Here is a 20,841-nt window from a genome sequence, read left to right as displayed (position 1 = left end):
TGCGAGAGAATCGAATCGTGACTGCCTCCCGCGAACCCTCCGGCACCGAACCCGGTCCGTGGGACGGCGAGGAGTATCCCGCTACCCGGCGGCATCCCGGCTACGACCGGTACCCGCCGCCGAACGCCCCGTCGTCCGCACCGCTGCCTCCGCTCCCGCGCCGCAACGGTGAACCGGACGTGCCCGAATTCGTGACCCGGCGCATGGCGTCGGGCGAACCGCCGCGAGCGCTCCCCCCGCGCGGCTCGCACAGCGACGACCGTGCCGGCGAGGCGTCCGAGGCGCCGACCTCCGAGACCCCGAGCGCGGCCGAGCGCCCCCGGCCCAAGGACGCGAAAATCGCCGAACGCCAACGTGTCCCTCGCAAGATGACGGTGACGCGGGTGATGGCGATGCGCACCAGGAACCTCACCGAGAAGGGTTTTCACACCTTCCAGCGCGCGGCGCGGGCCGACGGCGCGGGCGAATCCGGGCTCACCGCACTCGTTTACGCGACGATGGCCAATTTCGCCCTCGACGCCGCGATCGCGGTGGCGCTGGCCAATACGCTGTTCTTCGCCAGTGCCACCGCCGAATCCAAGACCAAGGTGGCGCTGTATCTGCTGATCACGATCGCGCCGTTCGCGGTGATCGCGCCGCTGATCGGCCCGCTGCTGGACCGGCTGCAACGCGGGCGCAGACTCGCGCTGTCGGCCTCGTTCGCGATCCGGGTGGTCTTCGCGATCCTGCTGATCTTCAATTTCGACAGCTGGGCGCTGTACCCGCTGGCGCTGTGCATGATGATCTCGAGCAAATCGTTCGCGGTCCTCAAGAGCGCGGTGACGCCACGGGTGCTGCCGCCCGGGATCGATCTGGTCCGCACCAATTCCCGGCTCACCGTATTCGGCCTGGTCGGCGGGACGCTCGGTGCGGGCGCGGTGGCCGGAGCGGTCGCCGCGGTGGCCGGGTCCGTCGGCGCCCTGGTGTTCGCGGCGCTGATCGCGGCGGCCGGGGCCTATCTGAGCCTGCGCATTCCGTCCTGGGTCGAGGTCACCGAGGGCGAGGTGCCGGCGACCCTGGGCTACCACAGCCGCGACGGCGGCACCGAAGTGCTGGACCGCGGCGAGAAATCGACGGTGAAACCGAGCCGGCGCCGGCAGCCGCTGGGCCGGTCGGTGGTCACCGGACTGTGGGGCAACAGCGCGATCCGGGTGCTGACCGGCTTTCTCACCTTCTACGTGGCCTTCGTCGCGAAATCGACCGAACACCGCCCGGTGCAGCAGGCCGCGATGCTCGGACTGGTCGGCGCGGCCGCGGCGATCGGCAACTTCGCCGGCAACGCGACCGGCGCCCGGCTGAAACTGGGCCGGCCGTCGCTGATCGTGGTGGAGTGCACCGCGGCGTGCACCGCGGTCGCCGTCGTCGCGATGCTGCTCGACAATCTGATCGGCGCAGCGGTCGCCGCGCTGGTGGCCGCCTGTGCCAGCGCACTGGCCAAGGTCTCGCTGGACGCCTCGATCCAGGACGATCTGCCGCCGGAATCGATCGCCTCCGGATTCGGGCGCTCGGAAACGGTGCTGCAGCTGTCCTGGGTGGTCGGCGGGGCCGGCGGCGTACTGCTGCCGACCGTGTACTGGGAGGGTTTCGCGGTGGTCACGGCGGTCCTGGCGCTCGGTTTGGCGCAAACCTTCGTGAGCTACCGTGGGCATTCGCTGCTCCCCGGATTGGGCGGTAACCGTCCGCAGCACGTCAAACAGGAAGTCCCCCTAGCGACAGGAAAACAGCCACAGTGACCAAGCCCAGCACCCGCACGATCCTCGCGCTGGCCCTGGCGGCAGTTCTGGTCGTCGCCGCGGCCGTCGCCGGCATCGTGGCGGTGGCGGTGCACAACGCGCACGAGGCCGATCCCACGGTCACCGCCTACGCGCACGGCAGAACCGTCACGGTTCCGCCCTATCTGTACTGCACGATCGGCGAACCGGATCCGCACGGCCGCGTCACTCCCGACTGCAAGCGCACCGAGATCACCGCGGAACTGAATCCGCCGCTGGGCTACCCGGTGCAGCTGTCGCTACCCCGGCACATCGCCGACGCGCCCTGGGTCATGGTGCTGGAGTACCAGCAGATCGACAATCCGGGTAAGACGGTGCAGCACCTGGCGTCGTACCGGGACTACCCGCAGGGCACCCTGGCCGTGACGGTGGACAGCCATCCCGAACCGAACCTGCGCCTGATCGGCGTCGAGGTGCAGTTGCTGCTGCTCGTGCGCGACGAGGCCGGCAACGAGGCCTTCTCGCCGTATCAGGCGTGGTCGATCAAGGCCGCGTGAGCGCGGTCCCCTCGCGAATGCGATGCTCGCGAACTCAGTGATCGAGTTCGCGAGCCACCCCGCGCACCACTTCGGCGATGCGCTGCGCGGTCTTGCGATCGGGGTACTTGCCCTTGCGGAGCTCCGGCTGCACCGTCGCCTCCAGCAAGGTGATCATGTCCTCGATCATGCCGTGCAGGTCGTCGGGCGCCTTGCGCGGATGGGCCGGAGCTTCCTTGCGGACGCGGTCGTTGCGGCCCTGCGCGTTGCGCACCGAGGGCAGCGGGTCCAGCAGCTTCAGGCTCAGCGCCTGCGGGCCGCGGCGACCGGCGGCCATCCCGAACTCCACGCGCTGGCCGGGCTTGAGCGCGTCGACACCCTTGGGCAAGGCGGACGACCGAACATAGACGTCCTCGCCCTCATCCTGGGAAAGGAAGCCGAAGCCCTTGTCGACGTCGTACCACTTCACCTTGCCGGTCGGCACTGCGCTCACCCGTTCGTCATCGTTGTCCGGTCCGTCCGAATCCCGCGGGACGGCGAACGACCCCGGACACGGACGTAGGTCCCGGCAGAACGCCGGAACCTATCTCTGTGCGAAAAGAACGCGCCCCACACAGCTATGCAGGACGCGATTGGTTCGAGTCTACCCCGGTGGGGATAAGGCAAGCACATCCGTTTTACCGTGCACCCATGCCGGACTCCTCCTCGCCCCGCGCACCCCGGGGCTCCAGTGACGTGCTGTTGCGGGTGGCCGTGGGCCTGTTCGCGGTCGGCCTGCTCGCGATCGTCGCCATTTTCCTCACGCCGATCCTGACCGACGGGGACCCGCCGCTGTGGCTGTATCTGGTGGCGATGGCGGCGACTCCGCTCGGCCTGCTGCTCGCGATCGCGTTCGCGCTCTGGTCGGGCCGACGCGCGCGCTGACCGTATCCCCAACACGCCGGGCAATTACACGTGTGACCTTCGTCACATAACGACGCGGTAACGCCACGGTCACGACCCGCACTCGAAGGTGACACGCCGCACTCACCTGCACAGACGCGGATTCGGAAGGTCTTGCGGCACAGTACGACCGGTCATACACGCCGGTTACCAAATAGTGATTTTTCCGCCGGATCGTCGTACCGTCTATCGCAGCCGGGACATCCCGGCACCACCGGCCCGCCGCACCGAGCCTCGCCCCGCGGGTACGGACCCCGACGGAAGCAGGGGCGAGGGCGGGGAACCCACGTTCCCACAGAGGTTTTCGGAGCTCAACCGGGTTTCGAAGCCTCCGCAGGAAAGCGGGAACGGCCGGCAACGACCGCTCCCTTGGGGTGAAGTCCCGGCGAGCCGGGACCGGACGGCCTCTCAGTCCGAACCCGACAGCTCACCTCGCAGGCGCGTACGAGAGGAAGACGACCCGACATGAGTGGACGCCATCGCAAGCAGACCAACACCGGTCGCACCGTCGCCAAGGTCGCTGTTTCCACCGCGATCATGGGTGGCGCGGGTGTGGCTCTCGCTGGACACGCCGCCGCGGCTCCCGATTCGGAGTGGGACCGCCTCGCACAGTGTGAATCCGGTGGTAACTGGGGCATCAACACCGGCAACGGCTACCAGGGCGGTTTGCAGTTCTCGCAGTCGACGTGGGCCGCTCACGGCGGCACGCAGTACGCTCCCTCGGCCAACCAGGCCAGCCGCGACCAGCAGATCGCGGTCGCCGAGAAGGTGCTCGCGACCCAGGGTTGGGGCGCGTGGCCTTCCTGCTCCTCCAGCCTCGGCCTGCACGGCAGCGCGACTCAGCGCGACCTGCCCGCCTCTCCCGCCCAGACTCCGCGCTGGCAGCCGGTTGCCCCCGAGAGCGAGGCCTCGACCCAGGCCCCGGCCGACGGCAACCAGCAGGTGTTCTCGGCCGTCGACAAGGCCGTCACCGTCGCACAGGCGCAGGGCGTGCAGTTGCCGCAGCCGGCGCTCGACGCGTACAACGCCTTCAAAGCCAGTGGCGCCAAGCTGGATCCGTCGATCGTGAACTTCTACGAGGCGAACAAGGGCCTGCTGCCCAACTAGACCACTCACATAGTTTCCCCCTGCAGAGACGGCCCGCATCGCGAGATGCGGGCCGTCTCTGCGTACCGAGGCGGCGAACTCCACGTTCCCGATGCGACCCCGGATACGAAGAAGGCCCGCACTCCTACCGGAACGCGGGCCTTCTTCGTGTTCGCGTCAGCGGTTGACCACCGTGTGCGGATGCACGTAGGGCAGGGTGTCAGCCGGCACCGGAAACTCGGTGTCCTCGCCGTAGGGCGACAGGCCACCGGAACGGGTCGACGACAATTCGGTGACCGCGTGGTCACCGTGGTCCACCTGGGGCCAGCCGTTGTCGACGTAGGGTTTCTTCGATTTGTTCACCACGGCCTCATTCTGGCATGTCCGCTCGCCGTAGTCTGGATTGGATGACCACGACCGATGCCCGAGCCTCCGACGACGGCGCCGGGACGCATTCCGGGGCCGACGCCGGACCCGCTGAGCTCGGCACACTCACCGACTGGCTGAGTTCCCGCGGCGACGACGATCTCGTCCGGCTGCTGGGTTTGCGCCCCGATCTCGCCGTGCCGTTGCCCGGCTCGATGACCGTGCTGGCCGCCCGCGCGGAACAGCGGGCGTCGGTTCTGCGCGCCGCCGACGATCTGAACACACTCGAGTTCGCCGTAATCGAAACCCTGGCCGCGCACAACGCATTCGGCGGCGGTCGCCAGGAGCGACCGCTGCCCCGCGGGCGCCTGCACGAACTGCTCGCCGATCGGGTATCCGCCGCGACCGTCGACACCGCGCTCGCGCGGCTGATCGAGCGCGCGCTGGTGTGGGGCACCGACGATCTGTTCGTCGTGGCCGCCGCGCCCGAGGCACTTCCGTGGCAGATGGGCGCCACCACGGAACTCCCCGACGCACTGACCGAACCCGAGATCGAGGCGGCGCTGCGTCAGATCGGCGGCGCGGAACGCGCTCTGCTCGACAAACTGGCGACCACCGGCCCCCGCGGCCGCACCCGCGACGCCGCGCCAGGCACCGATCCGGAGCGGCCCATCCAACGGCTGCTGGCCCGCCGGCTCCTGATCTGGATCGACGACGAGACGGTCGAACTCCCGTCCGCCGTCGGCCAGGTGTTGCGGCGCGAGCCGGTCGCCGATCCCCATGTACTCACACCCCCGCAGCCGCAGACCCGCGAGCACTCCGCCGCCGACGTCAACGCCGCGGCCGCCGGTGAGGTCGGCGAGTTGCTGCGCCACGCCGGCGACATCCTCGAGGTTCTCTCCCAGTTGCCGGCGCCGGTGCTGCGCGCGGGCGGCCTGGGTGTCCGGGAACTGCGGCGCATCGCCAAACAGACCGGACTCGACGAGGCCCGGGTAGGGCTGCTCGTGGAGGTGCTGGCGGCGGCCCGGCTGCTGGACAAGGGAATTCCCGAACCTCCCCCGGACAACGACGCCGGTGAGGACTACTGGGCGCCCACCATCGCCTCGGACGGCTGGCTGGAGGGCCCGGCGCCGCGCCGATGGGCGGTGCTCGCCCACGCCTGGCTGGAGCTGGACCGATTCCCCTGGATGATCGGCCTGCGCGATGTGAACGACAAACCGCTGGCCGCCCTCTCGGCCGAACTGCGCACCGCACACGCCGTCCCCGATCGACGTGCGATTCTGGCGGTGACCGCGGAGTTCCCCCCGGGTACGGCGATCACGGCCGCCGATGTGGCGCGCGTGCTGAGTTGGCGAATGCCGCGGCGGCGCAGACATTTCCGCATCGAGGCGGTCGAGCGCACGCTGTCGGAGGCGGCGGCGCTGGGCGTCGTCGGCCGCGGCGCGCTGACCTCCGCGGGCCGGGCGCTGCTGCACGGTACCGTCGCCGACGCCGAGGCCGAAATGGACGCGGCACTGCCCGAACCGGTCGATCATGTACTCGTCCAAGCCGATCTGACCGTGGTCGCACCGGGACCGCTCGTGCCGGAACTGCGTGAGCGCATCGCCCTGGTCGCCGATATCGAATCCGCGGGCGCGGCCACCGTCTACCGCATCGGCGAAGGATCGGTGCGCCGCGCGCTCGACGCCGGCATGACCGCCGCCGAACTGCATCAGCTGTTCACCGCTCATTCGCGCACCCCGGTCCCGCAATCGCTGACGTACCTGATCGACGATGTGGCACGCCGGCACGGGCGCTTGCGTGCCGGGATGGCGCAATCGTTCGTGCGCAGTGAGGATCCGGCGCTGCTGGCCGAGGTGCTGGCCGCCCCCGTGGCAGCAGAGCTGGCGCTGCGGGCCGTCGCGCCGACGGTGGCGATCTCGCAGGCGCCGCTGGGCGAGGTGTTGGAGCGGCTGCGCGCGGCCGGTTTCAGCCCGGCCGGCGAGGATTCGTCGGGGGCGATCGTGGATCTGCGCCCGCGCGGGGCGCGGCTGTCCACCCGGCCGAACGAACGCCACGCCTGGCGGCCCACCCCGCCCAGTGCCGAACAGCTGCGGCTGCTGGTGGGCGAACTACGCGCCGGGGAGAAGGCCGCCCGCAGCCGGTCGGGGCAGCGCGTCCGCAGCGACGGCACCCGCACGAGTACCGCGGCCACGCTGGCGCTGCTGCAACTGGCGGTGCGGGTGCGCCGCCCGGTGCACATCGGCTACGTGGACGCCCAGGGCGTGGCCACTCAGCGCATCGTGGAACCGGTGCGGGTGGCCGGCGGTCAGCTGGATGCGACCGATCCGGACACCGGCGCGATCCGGCACTTCACCTTGCACCGGATCGCGTCGGTGGCCCTGGTCGAGTCGTGACCCGCGGCTGACAGCGGGCGCGCCTGGCGACCGCGGGCTCAACTCTTGGGGTTGGCCAGACAGAACGTGGTCTTGGGCTCCGAGAGCGTCAGGAAGGTCGAATTCGCGTCGCACAGGAATTCGTCGTTCTGACCGTCGACCCGCTTCACGACCTTGACCGTCGCCTCCGCCGAGTCGCATTCGGCGTAGGAGTATCCGGTCGTCTTGTCCTCGTGATAGCAGTTGCCCTGTTTGAGATTGGGCGCCAGACACAGGAACGCGGTGGTACCGCCGTTGAAGGTCTCCTCGTACGAGGAGTATTCGGTCCCGCAGTCCTGCTTCTTGTCGGAGGTCGATTTCACCGTGTAGACGGCCTTGGCCGAGGAGCAATCCACCGGCTCGGTCCTGGAATCTGCGGGCGATCCCTCCAGCACATTGATGCAGTCACCGACCTTCGCGCGGGCGGTATCGGATTTTGCCGCATCGGAAAACATCGAACAGCCGGTCACAGTCAGGGCGGCGACCGCCATGAGCGCCAGCACGAGACCCTTGATCGGTCTCGGTCCTGCGAACTTCACCTACGAAAACCTTTCTCGCCGAGCCGCTCACCTATGGCGAACGTGGTGGGGAGGATACCCGCCCGCCCTGCCGGGCGGGTCCTGCCTCACATGTGCAGCGAGTGCATGCCGTACAAACCCATCAGCGAATAGTTCACGATGCTGGGCAGCAGGTGGTTGAGTAGCAGGAGCCCGAAGGAATTCACGATCCGATACACCTTTCGACAATCCGCGGGTGCAGCCGCACACGCGCGCTCTGTAGTCGATATCCTCGCCCGAATCGTTACGCTCTGCAGCATGAAGCTCGAGCAGACAACCGCAGAGCTCTATGCCCTCGACCCCGCCGAATTCGTGGCCGCTCGCGACGAAGCGGCCCGCACCGCGCGCGCTGACGGCGATAAACAGCTGGCCACGGCGATATCGCGGCTGCGGCGCCCGACCGTCGCGGCGTGGGCGGTGAATCTGCTGGCGCACAAGGCAACCCAGGAATTGGGGGCACTGCTGGATCTCGGCGAGGCGTTGCGCGAGGCGCAACGAACCCTGTCGGCCGACCGGATGCGCACCCTAGCCGACCAACGCCGCAAAGCGGTGAACGCGTTGACGGACAAGGCCGCTCGCCTCGCCTCCGATGCCGGGAAGAACCTCACCGAACCGGTGTTGCGCGCGGTCGCACAGACTCTCAATGCGGCACTCGCGGATCCGGAGGTCGCCGACCAGGCCCGTGCCGGCGTGCTGGCCGCCGCGGTCGACTACGCCGGTTTCGGCCCGGCCGGGCCCGCGTTGGCGGCCGTCCCCGACGAGGAGACAGAGGAACCTGCCGACACCGGCGCCGACGAGGCGGCCGCCGCCCGCGAAGCTCTGGAAGTGGCTCGTGCAGAACGAGATTCGGCAGCGGCAGACCTCGAGCGGCAACGCTCCGACGTGGCCGCCCTGGACGAGCGGATCACCGCGTTACGCGACGAACTCGCGCAGGCCGAGGAATCCCGCCGATTCGCCGCGGCGGGGGCCCAATCCGCCGAAGCGACGTTGCGACGAGCCGACGCGGACCTCGAGCAGGCGCAGCGGCGCGTAGACGAGCTGCGCTGAGAACCACGAAACGTGTTGCCGCCGAGAGCGTTCAGCCGCGCAGCGAACCCGGGTACAGGTACTGGTCCGGCGGCGGCGTGGTGGTATCGAGCCAGGCGGTGAAGAATCCGCTCAGATCCGTCGCGGTCTTCGTTTGGATGAAGCTGCGGAATTCCGGCATGGACGCGTTGCCGTAGGCATGTGAGCGCACGAATTGCGCCACGGCGGGAAAGAACACGTCGTCACCGAGTTCGTGGCGCAGGGCGTGCAGGAACAACGGCCCCCGGGAATATACCGTGGTGAATTCGTTTCCGGCCCCGGGATTTTGCAGCGGAATGTCCCAGTACCCCGGATTGTCGTGGGTTTTGGCGATGGTGCGGCGGTAGAGGGCGTCCACATCCTTGCCCTCTTTGCGCTCCGGCCACAGATAATCGGCGGTATAGCTGGCGAAGCATTCGTTCAGGCAGATATCCGACCAGTTCCGCACCGACATCGAATCGCCCCACCATTGATGAGTGTTCTCGTGGACGACGGTGTCGAGATCGGTCCACGGCGCGTAGATGGGCCGGGTCTGGGTCTCCAGCGAGAAATGCAGGTCGGTGTCGACGTAGATTCCGCCGCCGCTCTCGAAGGGATAGGGGCCGTAGAGGGATTCGAGAAAATCGAGCACCTCCGGCAGCCGCTGCTCGAGTGCCCGGCCCTTGTCCGCACCCGGCGCGAAGGCGCTGATCAGCGGAGTGCCGTTCGCGCGGCGCTGTTCGAGGAAATCGAAGTGGTCGATCGCGACGGTGGTGAGATAGCCGATCGACGGATGGCTCGAACTCCACTTCACCGTGCGCTTGTCTCCGGCGACGGTATCGCCGACCCGCAGGCCGTTCGACACCGCTTGCCACTCTTGCGGAATCGTCACCTGCAGATCGAAAGTCGCCTTGTCCGCCGGGGTGTCGTTGAGCGGGTACCAGGTGGTCGCCGAATGCGGTTCCCCGGCGGCGAAGGCGCCACCGCTCGGCGAGATGGTCCAGCCGGAATCGGGATCGTCGGATTCGGTGCCCGCGTAGTCGACCGTGACCGTGAACGGCAGCCCGGGCAGCACCGGCAGCGCCGGGGTGACGGTCAGTTCGTGTTCACCGCCGGTGGTGAAGCCCGCCGGCAGATTGTTCACCGACACCTTCGCCACCGCGGGTCCGGCGTAGTCGAGGTTGAACGCGCGCAGCGGCTGCGTCGACACCGCGTCGATCCGCGCCTTACCGGTGAGATGCCTGCTCGGCGGGTCGTAATCGATGGCGACGTCGTAGTGCTGCACGTCGTAGCCGCCGTTGCCGTCATCGGGGTAGTAGGGATCGCCGAGGCCGGGCGATCCGGTGAACGGATCGGCGGTGGGCTGCGCCTGCGCCGGCACCGGTTGCACCTGGGCGGGGAGCACCAGCGCCACCCCGCACAACGCTCCCGCCGTGAGACACCGTGCCCAGGCATGCGACTTCATCGACCCTCCACCCCTTTCGCGGCACGGCGTGCCGACCAACCGACGATGCTAGTCGGCCTCGCTGCGCGCGGGAGCCGCCACACGCGTCAACCGCGCAGTTCCTCGGGCAGCTGTTGCGGATCCAGCAGCAGCCGTTGCGAGTCGACCCGGCCCACCTTCTCGGCGAGGCCGAGGTTGTCGGCCAGCAACTTCCATTCCACATCGCTGATCGCGGCGCGGGCGCGCTCGATCACGCCGAGGTCGCGGGTGCCCCAGGCGATCGGCATAGCGCTCACCGGCTGGCGCAGATCGCCGACCGATCGCGGCGCGCGATCGGCTCGCACGGTCACCGCCGGCACCTGTTCGCCGGCGTCGGTGTCGTGTCCGGGCAGGGCTCGCACCACCCGGGTGATCAGCGCGTAGCGCGGCACGGCGCCGGGTTTGGCGAGGTTCACCAGCGCGAGCAGGGTGATCCCTTTCGGATGCTGCCCCGAGACGACGGCCGGAACCAGCTCGCCCTCGGCGTACAACTTCTCGATGCGTGAGCGGTACGGCGTCCACAGCGCGACGAACAGCGCGCTGATGGTCGCCAACGCGAAGGCCACCGCCAGCAGGAACGAGTACGGGTGATTCAGCCAGATCAGCCCGGCCGTGCCGAGGCCGAGCACGATGGCCGCGGTGAAGGCCAGTATCCGCAGCCGCCGGATATCGCGGACGACTTCGTTCACCGCCCGGGCATGTTCGCGGTCGACCGCGAATTCGAAGCGTCGCACGTCTCAAATCCTCACATCTGTCCGGCAGCGGTAACCCAGCGGCGCGCCCACCGCCGCCGATCGGCTGCGCCTACCCGATCGCCGGGCCCAGCAGGTCGTCCGCATCGGTGATGCGATAGGCATACCCCTGTTCGGCAAGGAAACGCTGGCGGTGGGCCGCATATTCGGCATCCAGCGTGTCACGTGCCACCACCGAGTAGAAGTGCGCCTGACCGCCGTCGGATTTCGGGCGCAGCAGCCGGCCCAGGCGCTGGGCCTCCTCCTGACGGGAACCGAAGGTGCCCGAAACCTGCACGGCCACGGACGCTTCCGGCAGGTCGATGGAGAAGTTCGCCACCTTGCTGACCACGAGAACCGGAATTTCGCCGTTGCGGAACGCGTCGAACAGCGCCTCGCGCTCCTTGGTGCGGGTCGAACCCTGGATGACCGGAGCGTCGAGATGTTCGCCGAGTTCGTCGAGCTGATCGAGATAGGCGCCGATCACCAGGCTGGGCGCGTCGCGGTGCCGGGCCAGGATGGATTCGACGACGGGGAGTTTGGTGCGCGCGGTGGAGCAGAGTTTGTAGCGCTCCTCGGGTTCGGCGGTGGCGTAGGCCATGCGTTCGGCTTCGGTGAGCGTGACCCGCACCTCGATGCACTCGGCCGGCGCGATCCAGCCCTGCGCCTCGATGTCCTTCCACGGCGCGTCGTAGCGTTTCGGGCCGATCAGCGAGAACACGTCGCCCTCGCGGCCGTCCTCGCGCACCAGCGTCGCGGTGAGCCCGAGCCGGCGCCGGGACTGCAGATCCGCGGTCATCCGGAACACCGGCGCGGGCAGCAGGTGGACCTCGTCGTAGATGACCAGGCCCCAGTCGCGGCTGTCGAACAGTTCCAGGTGTTTGTATTCGCCCTTGGTCTTGCGGGTGATCACCTGATAGGTGGCGATGGTGACCGGGCGGATCTCCTTGCGCTCGCCGGAGTACTCCCCGATCTCGTCCTCGGTCAGCGAGGTGCGTGCGAGCAGTTCCCGCTTCCACTGCCTGCCGGCCACGGTGTTGGTGACCAGGATCAGCGTCGTCGCCTGGGCCTTGGCCATCGCGGCGGCGCCGACCATCGTCTTGCCCGCGCCACAGGGCAGCACCACCACCCCGGATCCGCCGGCCCAGAACGAGTCGGCCGCCAGTTCCTGATAGTCGCGCAGATGCCATTCGTGGGTGCCGAAGTCCAGATCGATGCGATGGGCCTCGCCGTCGACGTACCCGGCGAGGTCCTCGGCCGGCCACCCGACCTTCAGCAGCATCTGTTTGATCCGACCACGCTCGGACGGGTGCACGACGACCGTGTCGTCGTCGATGCGGGCGCCGAGCATGGGCTGAATCTTCTTGTGCCGCAACACCTCTTCGAGCACCGCACGATCCAGGCTGACCAGCACCAGGCCGTGGGCGGGATGTTTGACCAGCTGCAACCGCCCGTAGCGGGCCATGGTCTCGACCACGTCGACCAGCAGCGGCTGCGGCACCGCATAGCGCGAATAGTTGACCAGCGCGTCGACGACCTGTTCGGCGTCGTGCCCGGCCGCCCGCGCGTTCCACAGCGCCAGCGGTGTCACCCGGTAGGTGTGCACGTGCTCGGGTGCGCGTTCGAGTTCGGCGAACGGCGCGATCGCCTGCCGGGCCGCATCGGCCTGCTCGTGGTCCACCTCGAGCAGCAGGGTTTTGTCGCTCTGCACGATGAGCGGTCCGTCCGTCACGGCACCTCCTCCAGATTCTCGGGTCGGCCCCCGCGCCCGGGGAATACGTCCCACATTGTTGCCGGACCCCCCGACAAACCTTCATCAACCCTACGCGAGCTGGGCAGATGTTCGCTGTGAGCGCACTCGCACCCGGACGCGGCTCAGTGCGCCGATCCGGGCCCGCGCAGGGGCGGCCAGTCGGTGGCCGGCTGCGCCGGGTCACCGGCCAGCCGCCCGGCGATCCAGGAATCCCTGCGCACGCCGCGCTGCACACCGGCCCCGCGCAGCAGACCTTCGTAATGGAAACCGGCCCGCCGCACCACCGCGGCGGAGGCAAGGTTGCCGACGAACGCCCGCCACTCGATGCGGCTCAGGCCGAGCCCGTCGGCGGCGAAACCGAAATCACAGACCAACCGGACGCTGCGGGTCATCAACCCGCGACCGCGCACCGCGTCGCTGAGCCAGAAGCCGATCTCGGCGGCGCCGGGCTGCGGGCCGGCCTCGAGGCCGACCATGCCGGCCACCGGCCCGTCCGCCGCCGTGCGCACGGCCCAGACCGGGCTGTGGGCGGCCCATCCGGGCGCGACGATATCGGTCAGGAATCCCACGGCGTCGGCCCGCCGATACGGCACCGGCACCGTCGTCCACTCCGGAATCGACGGCTGCCGGCAGCAGGCGACGATCGCGTCGATATCGGCCGCGGCCGGGCGCGACAACCACACCGTCTCGTCGGTCAGTACACAGTCCTCCACCGCTTCATGCTGGCACGCAACCCTGCGGTGGCCCAGCGGATTTCCGGCGACCGTAGAATCGGGCCAATGGTTGCCGCGTTGCTCGCCGATCTGTTCGAGTCCCATCGGGCGCATCTGCTGTCGGTGGGTTACCGGCTGACCGGCAGCGTGGCCGACGCCGAGGACGCGGTGCAGGAGAGCTGGCTGCGACTGGCCACCACCCATCAGTCCGAGATCGAGGACCTGCGCGCCTGGCTGACGACCGTGGTCAGCCGGATCTGCCTGGATCGGCTGCGCAGCGCCGCCGTCCGTCGGGAAAGCTATGTGGGGCAATGGCTTCCGGAGCCGATCGTCACCGGCGCGACCCCGTCGAATCTGCCGGATCCGCTGGAAACGGTGGTGCGCAAACAGGATTGCCGTTTCGCCGCGCTGGTGGTCCTCGACACGCTGACGCCGGCGCAGCGGGTGGCCTTCGTCCTGCACGACGGGTTCTCGGTGCCGTTCGACGAGATCGCCCAGCTGCTCGAGGTGACGCCGGAGGCGGCCCGCCAGCTCGCGGTCCGGGCCCGGAAAGCACTGACCGCGGCCCCGGAACCGGTGTCGGACACCGAACATCTCGCTGCCGTGCAGCGACTGCTCGAGGCGCTGTATTCCGGTGATGTGGACGCGGTCGTCGCGGCCCTGCATCCGGATTCGGTCTTCATCGGCGATACCGGTGGCACCGCGAAGACGGCCGCGCGGGCGATCGTCGGCGCGGACAAGATCGCGCGGTTCGTGCTGGGGCTCATCCGGATGTATCAGGTGGACCGGGCCGAGCTGTCGCCCACCGACTCCGATCGATTCGAATTCGTCGGCGTCAACGGGCAACTCGGGTTGCTACTGCACGAGCGCGCCCCGCGCAACGGCGCGCCGGGATCACCACCGCGCGTGGTCGGCTTCGCCGTCCGCGACGGATTGATCTGGGGCACTTACGATGTCGCCAATCCCGCGAAGCTCGGTGGCATTCGCCTGCCCCGGGATCCGGCGTAGCCGCCGGAACGCATCGAGCGTCCCGGCGGCTCGACTGCGGTATCGACGGACTACGGAGTGGACGAACCGGTCCACATGTCCGGGGTGCTCGAACCGAGTCCCCAGTTGCCCGTGGACGATCCGGTACCCCAGTTCGGCGTCGAGGAACCCCAGCCCCAATCGTTGCTGAAGATGTTGTGCAGGGTGTCGTTGATGTATCCGAGAACCGTTCCCGCCGCCGGATGCAGCAGAAGGTCGAGATAGGAGGCCATACACCGCCCCTTTCGAACCACCACCGAAGTGGTTGTGAGATAGAACACGGGGAGGCTAGCTGCCACCGGGAAACCGCACAACCACACAGGTCAAACGACCGAATGAAATGTGAAACATAGCCTTTCGCTATCGCACCGCAACCGTAGCGAACGGACGGCAAGCATCGGCCCGGTCCCCGGCCCGGGGTGCGCGCCGCGGCCACGGCGGCGATATCGCTACGTTGGGACCATGTCAGCCATCCCCACCGTCGCCCGCCTGCGCCCGTTCCGCGCCACGATCTTCGCGGAGATGACCGAACTGGCCGTGCGCCACGACGCGGTCAACCTCGGTCAGGGATTCCCCGATACGGACGGCCCGGCCGCGATGCTGGAGGTGGCCCGCACCGCCATCGCCGACGGGCTGAATCAGTACCCGCCGGGGCGCGGCATGCCGGTTCTGCGCCGGGCGATCGCGGCGGACCGGAAACGCCGCTACGGCGTGGACTACGACGTCGACTCGCAGGTGGTGGTCACCGTCGGCGCCACGGAGGCGATCGCTGCGGCGGTGCTCGGCCTGGTGGAGGCCGACGAGGAAGTGGTGCTGATCGAGCCGTACTACGACTCCTACGCCGCGGTGGTCGCCCTGGCCGGCGCCACCCGCCGCACCGCGCGGCTGGTGCCCGACGGCAACGGATTCGTCCTCGACCTGGACAGCCTGCGCGCGGCGATCACCCCGAAAACTCGTATGCTGCTGCTGAATTCGCCGCACAACCCCACCGGGGCGATCCTGTCCCGCGCCGACCTCGAGGCGATCGCGGAGCTGGCCCGCGAGCACGATCTGATCGTGGTCTCCGACGAGGTGTACGAACATCTCGTCTACGACGGCAACACCCATATCAGCATCTCGACGCTGCCCGGCATGTTCGAGCGCACCGTCGTGATCTCCAGTGCCGCGAAGACTTTCAGCGTCACCGGCTGGAAGATCGGCTGGGCGTGCGGTCCGGCACCGCTGATCGACGGATTGCTGGCCGCCAAGCAGTTCATGAGCTTCGTCGGCGGCGGGCCGTTCCAACCGGCGGTCGCCTACGCCCTCGAGAACGAGCAGCAGTGGGTCGCCGATCTTCGCGACAGCCTGTCCGACAAGCGCATTCGCCTGTCGGAGGCGTTGGCCGACGCCGGATTCCTGGTCAAGCGCAGCGATGCGACGTACTTCGTGTGCGCCGATATCAGCCCGCTGAGCTCCGCCGACGCGCTGGTCTTCTGCCGGGAGCTGCCACAGCGGCTCGGCGTCGTCGCGGTCCCCATCGAAGTCTTCGCCGACGACCGCGACTCGTGGAATCGCTTGGTGCGCTTCGCGTTCTGCAAGCGGGACGACACACTCGACGAGGCGGTCCGCCGTCTGCACGCGGCCCACGTGTGACCGCGCGGTCACCAACGCCGCGAGCCGCGACCGAAGGTGACCGCTACCGTGTCTCAGCCGCGGCGCCGGGCCACCGCGTCGGCGAGGCGGTCCAGCTGCGCCGCCGTGGTCTCCCAGTCCAGGCAGGCGTCGGTGATGGACTGGCCGTAGGTCAGATCGTCGGCGTGGCCGAGGGTGAGGTCCTGGCGGCCGGCGACCAGGAAGCTCTCCATCATCACGCCCACCACCGCGCGGTCGCCGGCGGCGATGCGCTCGGCGATATCGGTGACCACGTCGACCTGCTTGTTGTGGTCCTTGTTGCTGTTGCCGTGGCTGGCGTCGACGACAACCCGCTGGGGCAGCCCCGACTTCTCCAGGCGCAGGCAGGCCTCGGCGACGGAGGCGGCGTCGTAGTTCGTGCCGGCGCTACCGCCGCGCAAGATCACGTGGCAGTCCGGGTTGCCGCTGGTGCGGATGAGCGCCGAGCGGCCGTCGAGATCGGTGCCGGGGAAGACGTGGCTGGCGCCGGCCGCCCGCACCCCGTCCACGGCCACCTGCACATCGCCGTCGGTGCCGTTCTTGATCCCGACCGGCATCGACAGCGCGCTGGACAGCTGCCGGTGCACCTGGCTGGCCGCGGTGCGCGCGCCGATCGCGCCGTAGGACACCAGATCCGCGATGTACTGCGGGGTGATCGGATCGAGGAATTCGCAGGCCACGGGCAGGCCGAGACCCGTGATGTCGACCAGGAGCCGCCGCCCCAGTCCTAGACCGGTGTTGACGTCGAACGAACCGTCCAGATGCGGATCGTTGATCAGGCCCTTCCACCCGAGCGTGGTGCGCGGCTTCTCGAAGTAGACGCGCATCACGATGTGCAGCCGGTCGGAGAGTTCGGCGCTCTTGGCGGCCAGGCGGCGCGCGTAGTCGAGGGCAGCCTCGGGGTCGTGCACCGAACACGGGCCGACGACGACCATCAGGCGGTCGTCGGCGCCTGCGAGGACGTCGACGGTGGTCGCGCGACCGGCCCGCACGGTGTCGGCGAGCGCATCGTCGATCGGATGCTCGCGGCGAACCTCGGCGGGCGAGAGTAGCGGGCTGATACTCAGCGTGCGCTGATCGTCGAGGTCACTGTGTGAGGCATCGACATCGGCTGCGGTGGTCATGATGGGTTCCTTTTCTCAGGCCGACCCACCGAGCGAAATCCCGTGGAGCCGGTCTGCAGTCCGGCTCGGGGTGGGAGAAGGTCAGCGCGGGTCACCGACCGACCCACCCGGGGCCGGCTTGGTAAACCAGAAATACGCGCGCTGCACGAGGGCGACTGTACCAGGGGCGCGGCACGGGTGGGTCCGGTCGGGTGGGCGGACGTGGCGGCCCCCACAGCCACCGAGGATGCGACGGGGCCCGGCCGGGATTCGACGATCCTGTGCCGGGCCCGAATTCGCGTACGGCGGTCAGAACATGCCGGGCTCGTAGGTGCCGGCCGGGGTGCCGGCGATGACGTTGAGCCGGTTGTAGGCGTTGATCAGCGCGATGAGCGAGATCAGGGCGCCGATCTGCTCGTCGTCGTAGTGCTTGCGCACCTGCTCCCAGGTCTCCTCGCTGATGCCGCGGTGGACATCGGCGATGCGGGTGCCTTCCTCGGTCAGCGCGAGCGCGGCCCGCTCGGCCTCGGTGAAGACGATCGCCTCGCGCCACGCGGCGACCAGGTTGAGCCGCACCGAGGTCTCGCCGGCGGCGGCCGCGTCCTTGGAGTGCATATCGGTGCAGAAGCCGCACCCGTTGATCTGGCTGGCGCGCAGCTTGACCAACTCCTGGGTGGCCTTGGGCAGCGGCGAGTTGTCCACGACCTGGCCGGCGTTACCGATCCGCTTGACGAACTTGGCGGCGATCTCGTTGTTGAACAGAGCGAAACGGGGTTCCATGACCATCCTCCTGTGGAAAGTGAGCCGCGCTGCGCGGCGTCGCTACACAGAGATGACGGAACGGCACCCACGGGGTGTGACATCGCCGGAAGTGATGCCGGTCACACAGAATTGGTTCGGCTCAGCGCCGGGCGAAGGAGTAGGTGACGTCGGTGAGCTGTTCGGACAGGTCCCAGAGGCGGCGGGCGGCGACCTCGTCGCGGGAGGCGGCCGAGGAACCGCAGCGCTCGGGGTAGCCGCGCAGGCCGCCGAGGCGGGTCGGGCCGTAGAACGCGCCGGGTTCGACCTTCGCGGTGGCGGCGTAAAGGCTTGGCAGTGCGCCCATTTCGGCCGACTGGGCGAGAATCCGGTTGCCCAGAGCCATGATCGCGTCGAGGAACGACTCGGTGTGCGACTGCAGTTCGGTGCTGGCGTAGCCGGGGTGGGCCGCCACCGAGACCTTCGGCGAACCGGCCGCGGTGAGGCGGCGCTGAAGTTCGTAGGCGAACATCAGATTCGCCAGTTTCGACTGCCCGTACGCGCGCCAGCGCTCGTAGCGCCGGTGCTGATAGTTCGGATCGGCGAGGTCGAGGCGGCCGATCATGTGGGCGCCGCTGGATACCGTGACGACGCGGTCGGAGATCTTGTCGAGCAACAGCCCGGTCAGCGCGAAATGGCCGAGATGGTTGGTCCCGAACTGCATTTCGAAGCCGTCGGCGGTGCGGCGCAGCGGCAGGGCCATCACGCCGGCGTTGTTGATCAGCACGTCGGCGCCCTCGCTCGTGCGCGCGAATTCGCGGATCGAGGACAGGTCGGCCAGGTCGAGCCGGCGCACCTGCACCCGTTCGCCGATGGTGTCGGCGACCGCGCGGGCCTTCACCTCGTCGCGGCAGGCCATGATCACCTGCGCACCGGCCTGCGCCAACGCCCTGGTGGTGGCCGCGCCCAGCCCACTGTTCGCGCCGGTCACGATGATCGTGCGCCCACTCTGGTCCGGAATATCGGAGATGTTCCAACCGCTCACCCGCACGAGTCTAGGCGGGCACGGGCCGGTGCGCGCTGTTGTCGCGGAGCCGGGCCGCGGCGTTTCGGACCACCCCGGACGCGACACCACCACTTCTAATATAGGGTTGCCTAACCTATCTAAGGCAGCTTCGATCTGCGCAGCTCGACCCGTGAGGCGATACCCGTGACTTCGATATCCCCCGCCCAGCAGGACCTGCTCGACGGTTTCGTACCGTTTCCGGCCGAACTCGCCGAGCGCTACCGAGCCGCAGGCTACTGGCGCGGCGAACCGCTGGGCGACCTGCTGCGCGACGCCGCCCGCACCGGGCCTGGGCGTCCCGCCCTGCACACCGACGCCGGACCGATCGACTATGCCGAACTCGATCGCCGCGCCGACCGCACGGCTTACGGGTTGCTCGCCTCCGGACTCGAACCCGGCGACCGCGTCGTGGTCCAACTGCCCAACGTGATCGAATTCGTGGAGGTGCTGTTCGGGCTGCTGCGCGCCGGAATCGTGCCGGTGCTGGCCCTGCCGGCCCATCGGCAGGCCGAGATCGAACATCTGACCCGGCTCTCGGGTGCCACCGGCTACATCGTGGCCGACAAGGTCGGCGACTTCGACTACCGCGAACTGGCGGCCGCGGTGGCCGAGCGGGTGCCGTCGCTGCGCACGATCTTCGCCCTCGGTGATCCCGGCGCTTACGTCGATCTGAGAACGATTGCGCGCGACGGTGATTCGCTGCCGGATGTCGACGCGTCCGGTATCGCGGTGATGCTCGTTTCCGGCGGCACCACCGGCCTGCCGAAACTCATCGCCCGCACCCACGACGACTACCACTACAACGCCCGCGCCAGCGCCGAGGTCTGCGCGCTGACCGCCGACGACGTGTACATGGCGACGCTGCCGGCCGCGCACAACTTCCCGCTGTCGTGCCCGGGCATTCTGGGCACGGTCGCGGCCGGCGCGTCGATCGTCATGCTGGCCGACCCGAGTCCGGAGAACGCGTTCGCGACCATCGAACGCCACGGCGTCACCGTGACGGCGGTGGTACCGCCGCTGGCTCAATTATGGTGTGCGGCAGTGGAATGGGAGGAGGCCGACCTGTCCAGCCTGCGGCTGCTGCAGGTCGGCGGCGCGAAATTGGCCGAGGTCAATGCCCGCGAGGTGACTCCGGCGCTGGGCGCGACACTGCAGCAGGTGTTCGGCATGGCCGAGGGCCTGATCAACTACACCCGCCTCGACGATTCCGAGGAAACGATCGCGGTCTCCCAAGGGCGCCCGCTCTCCCCCGCCGACGAGATCCGCGTGGTCGATGGCGAAGGCAACGACGTCGCACCCGGCGAGGAGGGTGAACTCCTCACCCGCGGCCCCTACACCATCCGCGGCTATTACCGTGCCCCGGAACACAATTCCCGCGCCATCACCCCCGACGGCTACTACCGCAGCGGCGATCTGGTCCGGCAACTGCCGAGCGGGCACCTGATCGTCTCCGGCCGGATCAAGGATGTGATCAACCGCGGCGGCGAGAACATCTCCTGCGACGAACTCGAGGAACACCTGCTGGCCCACCCCGCGGTCCGTCATGCGGCCGCGGTCGGCCTGCCGGACGCGGCCCTCGGCGAAAAGGTCTGTGCCGTACTGGTGATCGACGGCGAGATGCCGAGCCTGGTCGAGGTCAAGGAGTTCCTCACCGCACGTGGCCTGGCGACCTACAAACTGCCCGACATCCTCGAGCAGGCCGACGCGCTGCCGTTCACGGCCGTCGGCAAGATCGACAAGAAGATCCTGCGGGCCCGGTACGAATCGGGTATCGCGACCGCGATCGGCTGACCGTTGCGTCGTTCGACAACCGGCTTCGCGGCCCGACATCTGGGCCAGGACCCGGCCGGGCGCACCGCCGGCCTCCTCGCGGGGCGGTACA

Annotated in this window: 20 protein-coding genes and 1 riboswitch; of the genes, 9 read left to right on the top strand and 11 right to left on the bottom strand. The window is 68.8% G+C overall.

The window, feature by feature from the left end; genetic code table 11:
• Positions 1-17 precede the first annotated feature (17 nt).
• Together C8258_RS07915 and C8258_RS07910 are read left to right on the top strand one after the other, a co-directional pair.
• A complete protein-coding gene (locus tag C8258_RS07915; protein ID WP_233224933.1) occupies positions 18-1,772 on the top strand; it encodes an MFS transporter in 1,755 nt (584 codons plus the stop codon).
• Positions 1,769-2,308, top strand: a complete 540-nt coding sequence (locus C8258_RS07910) for a DUF2771 domain-containing protein (RefSeq protein WP_106954566.1) — start codon at positions 1,769-1,771, stop codon at positions 2,306-2,308. The genes C8258_RS07915 and C8258_RS07910 overlap by 4 nt, the downstream gene beginning before the upstream one ends.
• A gap of 34 nt (positions 2,309-2,342) precedes the next feature.
• Here C8258_RS07910 and C8258_RS07905 read toward each other — a convergent pair whose 3' ends face one another.
• Positions 2,343-2,771, bottom strand: a complete 429-nt coding sequence (locus C8258_RS07905) for a cold-shock protein (RefSeq protein ID WP_174372251.1) — start codon at positions 2,769-2,771, stop codon at positions 2,343-2,345.
• A 206-nt stretch (positions 2,772-2,977) separates the two neighbouring features.
• On the opposite strand from C8258_RS07905, the gene C8258_RS07900 reads away from it, so the two are divergent.
• Together C8258_RS07900 and C8258_RS07895 are read left to right on the top strand one after the other, a co-directional pair.
• Positions 2,978-3,211: a hypothetical protein gene (locus tag C8258_RS07900; protein ID WP_106954565.1), complete on the top strand. Its 234-nt coding sequence runs from the start codon at positions 2,978-2,980 to the stop codon at positions 3,209-3,211.
• 263 nt (positions 3,212-3,474) lie between these two features.
• A riboswitch (cyclic di-AMP (ydaO/yuaA leader) is annotated at positions 3,475-3,685 on the top strand.
• Positions 3,686-3,694: 9 nt separating this feature from the next.
• Entirely contained in the window at positions 3,695-4,336 is a 642-nt protein-coding gene (locus C8258_RS07895; protein WP_036497926.1) for a resuscitation-promoting factor Rpf1 domain-containing protein, read from the top strand.
• 156 nt (positions 4,337-4,492) lie between these two features.
• Here the strand turns inward: C8258_RS07895 and C8258_RS07890 are convergent, their stop codons facing one another.
• Positions 4,493-4,681: a hypothetical protein gene (locus C8258_RS07890; RefSeq protein WP_030513263.1), complete on the bottom strand. Its 189-nt coding sequence runs from the start codon at positions 4,679-4,681 to the stop codon at positions 4,493-4,495.
• 41 nt (positions 4,682-4,722) lie between these two features.
• Between C8258_RS07890 and C8258_RS07885 the strand changes: the two genes are divergently transcribed.
• Positions 4,723-7,077 carry a helicase-associated domain-containing protein gene (locus C8258_RS07885; protein WP_106954564.1) on the top strand — a complete coding sequence of 785 codons (2,355 nt, stop codon included), beginning with the start codon at positions 4,723-4,725 and terminating at the stop codon, positions 7,075-7,077.
• A gap of 38 nt (positions 7,078-7,115) precedes the next feature.
• Here the strand turns inward: C8258_RS07885 and C8258_RS07880 are convergent, their stop codons facing one another.
• Complete coding sequence (locus tag C8258_RS07880) at positions 7,116-7,634, bottom strand: hypothetical protein (RefSeq protein ID WP_036497921.1); 519 nt, start codon at positions 7,632-7,634, stop codon at positions 7,116-7,118.
• Positions 7,635-7,910: 276 nt separating this feature from the next.
• Between C8258_RS07880 and C8258_RS07875 the strand changes: the two genes are divergently transcribed.
• On the top strand, positions 7,911-8,699 hold the full coding sequence (locus C8258_RS07875; protein ID WP_106954563.1) for a hypothetical protein: 789 nt from the start codon (positions 7,911-7,913) through the stop codon (positions 8,697-8,699).
• Positions 8,700-8,730: 31 nt separating this feature from the next.
• On the opposite strand, the gene C8258_RS07870 is transcribed toward C8258_RS07875, so the two are convergent.
• The 4 genes from C8258_RS07870 to C8258_RS07855 all read right to left on the bottom strand — a co-directional run bounded on the left by C8258_RS07870 (position 8,731) and on the right by C8258_RS07855 (position 13,376).
• Positions 8,731-10,161 (bottom strand): M1 family metallopeptidase, encoded by a 1,431-nt coding sequence (locus tag C8258_RS07870; RefSeq protein ID WP_106954562.1) that lies wholly within the window; start codon positions 10,159-10,161, stop codon positions 8,731-8,733.
• An 86-nt stretch (positions 10,162-10,247) separates the two neighbouring features.
• The gene (locus C8258_RS07865; protein WP_051024217.1) at positions 10,248-10,913 is read right to left on the bottom strand and encodes a DUF3239 domain-containing protein; all 666 of its coding nucleotides are present in this window, start codon (positions 10,911-10,913) and stop codon (positions 10,248-10,250) included.
• A gap of 70 nt (positions 10,914-10,983) precedes the next feature.
• On the bottom strand, positions 10,984-12,642 hold the full coding sequence (locus C8258_RS07860; protein WP_106954561.1) for a DNA repair helicase XPB: 1,659 nt from the start codon (positions 12,640-12,642) through the stop codon (positions 10,984-10,986).
• 143 nt (positions 12,643-12,785) lie between these two features.
• Positions 12,786-13,376 carry a GNAT family N-acetyltransferase gene (locus tag C8258_RS07855; RefSeq protein WP_233224932.1) on the bottom strand — a complete coding sequence of 197 codons (591 nt, stop codon included), beginning with the start codon at positions 13,374-13,376 and terminating at the stop codon, positions 12,786-12,788.
• 66 nt (positions 13,377-13,442) lie between these two features.
• Here C8258_RS07855 and C8258_RS07850 point away from each other — a divergent pair, with 66 nt between their 5' ends.
• Positions 13,443-14,384 (top strand): sigma-70 family RNA polymerase sigma factor, encoded by a 942-nt coding sequence (locus C8258_RS07850; protein WP_106954559.1) that lies wholly within the window; start codon positions 13,443-13,445, stop codon positions 14,382-14,384.
• A 50-nt stretch (positions 14,385-14,434) separates the two neighbouring features.
• Here the strand turns inward: C8258_RS07850 and C8258_RS07845 are convergent, their stop codons facing one another.
• Positions 14,435-14,635, bottom strand: coding sequence for a hypothetical protein (locus tag C8258_RS07845; RefSeq protein ID WP_030513254.1), 201 nt, complete (start codon positions 14,633-14,635; stop codon positions 14,435-14,437).
• A 229-nt stretch (positions 14,636-14,864) separates the two neighbouring features.
• Here C8258_RS07845 and C8258_RS07840 point away from each other — a divergent pair, with 229 nt between their 5' ends.
• Entirely contained in the window at positions 14,865-16,034 is a 1,170-nt protein-coding gene (locus tag C8258_RS07840; RefSeq protein ID WP_106954558.1) for a pyridoxal phosphate-dependent aminotransferase, read from the top strand.
• Positions 16,035-16,087: 53 nt separating this feature from the next.
• On the opposite strand, the gene C8258_RS07835 is transcribed toward C8258_RS07840, so the two are convergent.
• The 3 genes from C8258_RS07835 to C8258_RS07825 form a co-directional block, all read right to left on the bottom strand.
• Positions 16,088-17,176: a 3-deoxy-7-phosphoheptulonate synthase gene (locus tag C8258_RS07835; protein WP_106954557.1), complete on the bottom strand. Its 1,089-nt coding sequence runs from the start codon at positions 17,174-17,176 to the stop codon at positions 16,088-16,090.
• A gap of 288 nt (positions 17,177-17,464) precedes the next feature.
• Positions 17,465-17,935, bottom strand: coding sequence for a carboxymuconolactone decarboxylase family protein (locus C8258_RS07830; protein WP_039776178.1), 471 nt, complete (start codon positions 17,933-17,935; stop codon positions 17,465-17,467).
• 121 nt (positions 17,936-18,056) lie between these two features.
• Positions 18,057-18,938, bottom strand: coding sequence for an oxidoreductase (locus C8258_RS07825; protein WP_106954633.1), 882 nt, complete (start codon positions 18,936-18,938; stop codon positions 18,057-18,059).
• Positions 18,939-19,103: 165 nt separating this feature from the next.
• Here C8258_RS07825 and C8258_RS07820 point away from each other — a divergent pair, with 165 nt between their 5' ends.
• Positions 19,104-20,750 (top strand): (2,3-dihydroxybenzoyl)adenylate synthase, encoded by a 1,647-nt coding sequence (locus C8258_RS07820; RefSeq protein WP_106954556.1) that lies wholly within the window; start codon positions 19,104-19,106, stop codon positions 20,748-20,750.
• The last annotated feature ends 91 nt before the right edge of the window (positions 20,751-20,841 follow it).

The sequence above is a fragment of the Nocardia sp. MDA0666 genome (assembly GCF_003023875.1).
In the GTDB taxonomy this organism is placed as follows: Bacteria; Actinomycetota; Actinomycetes; order Mycobacteriales; family Mycobacteriaceae; genus Nocardia; species Nocardia aobensis.
The sequence above is the reverse complement of the archived record's forward strand: the minus strand, read 5'-3'. Positions and strand labels throughout refer to the sequence as shown.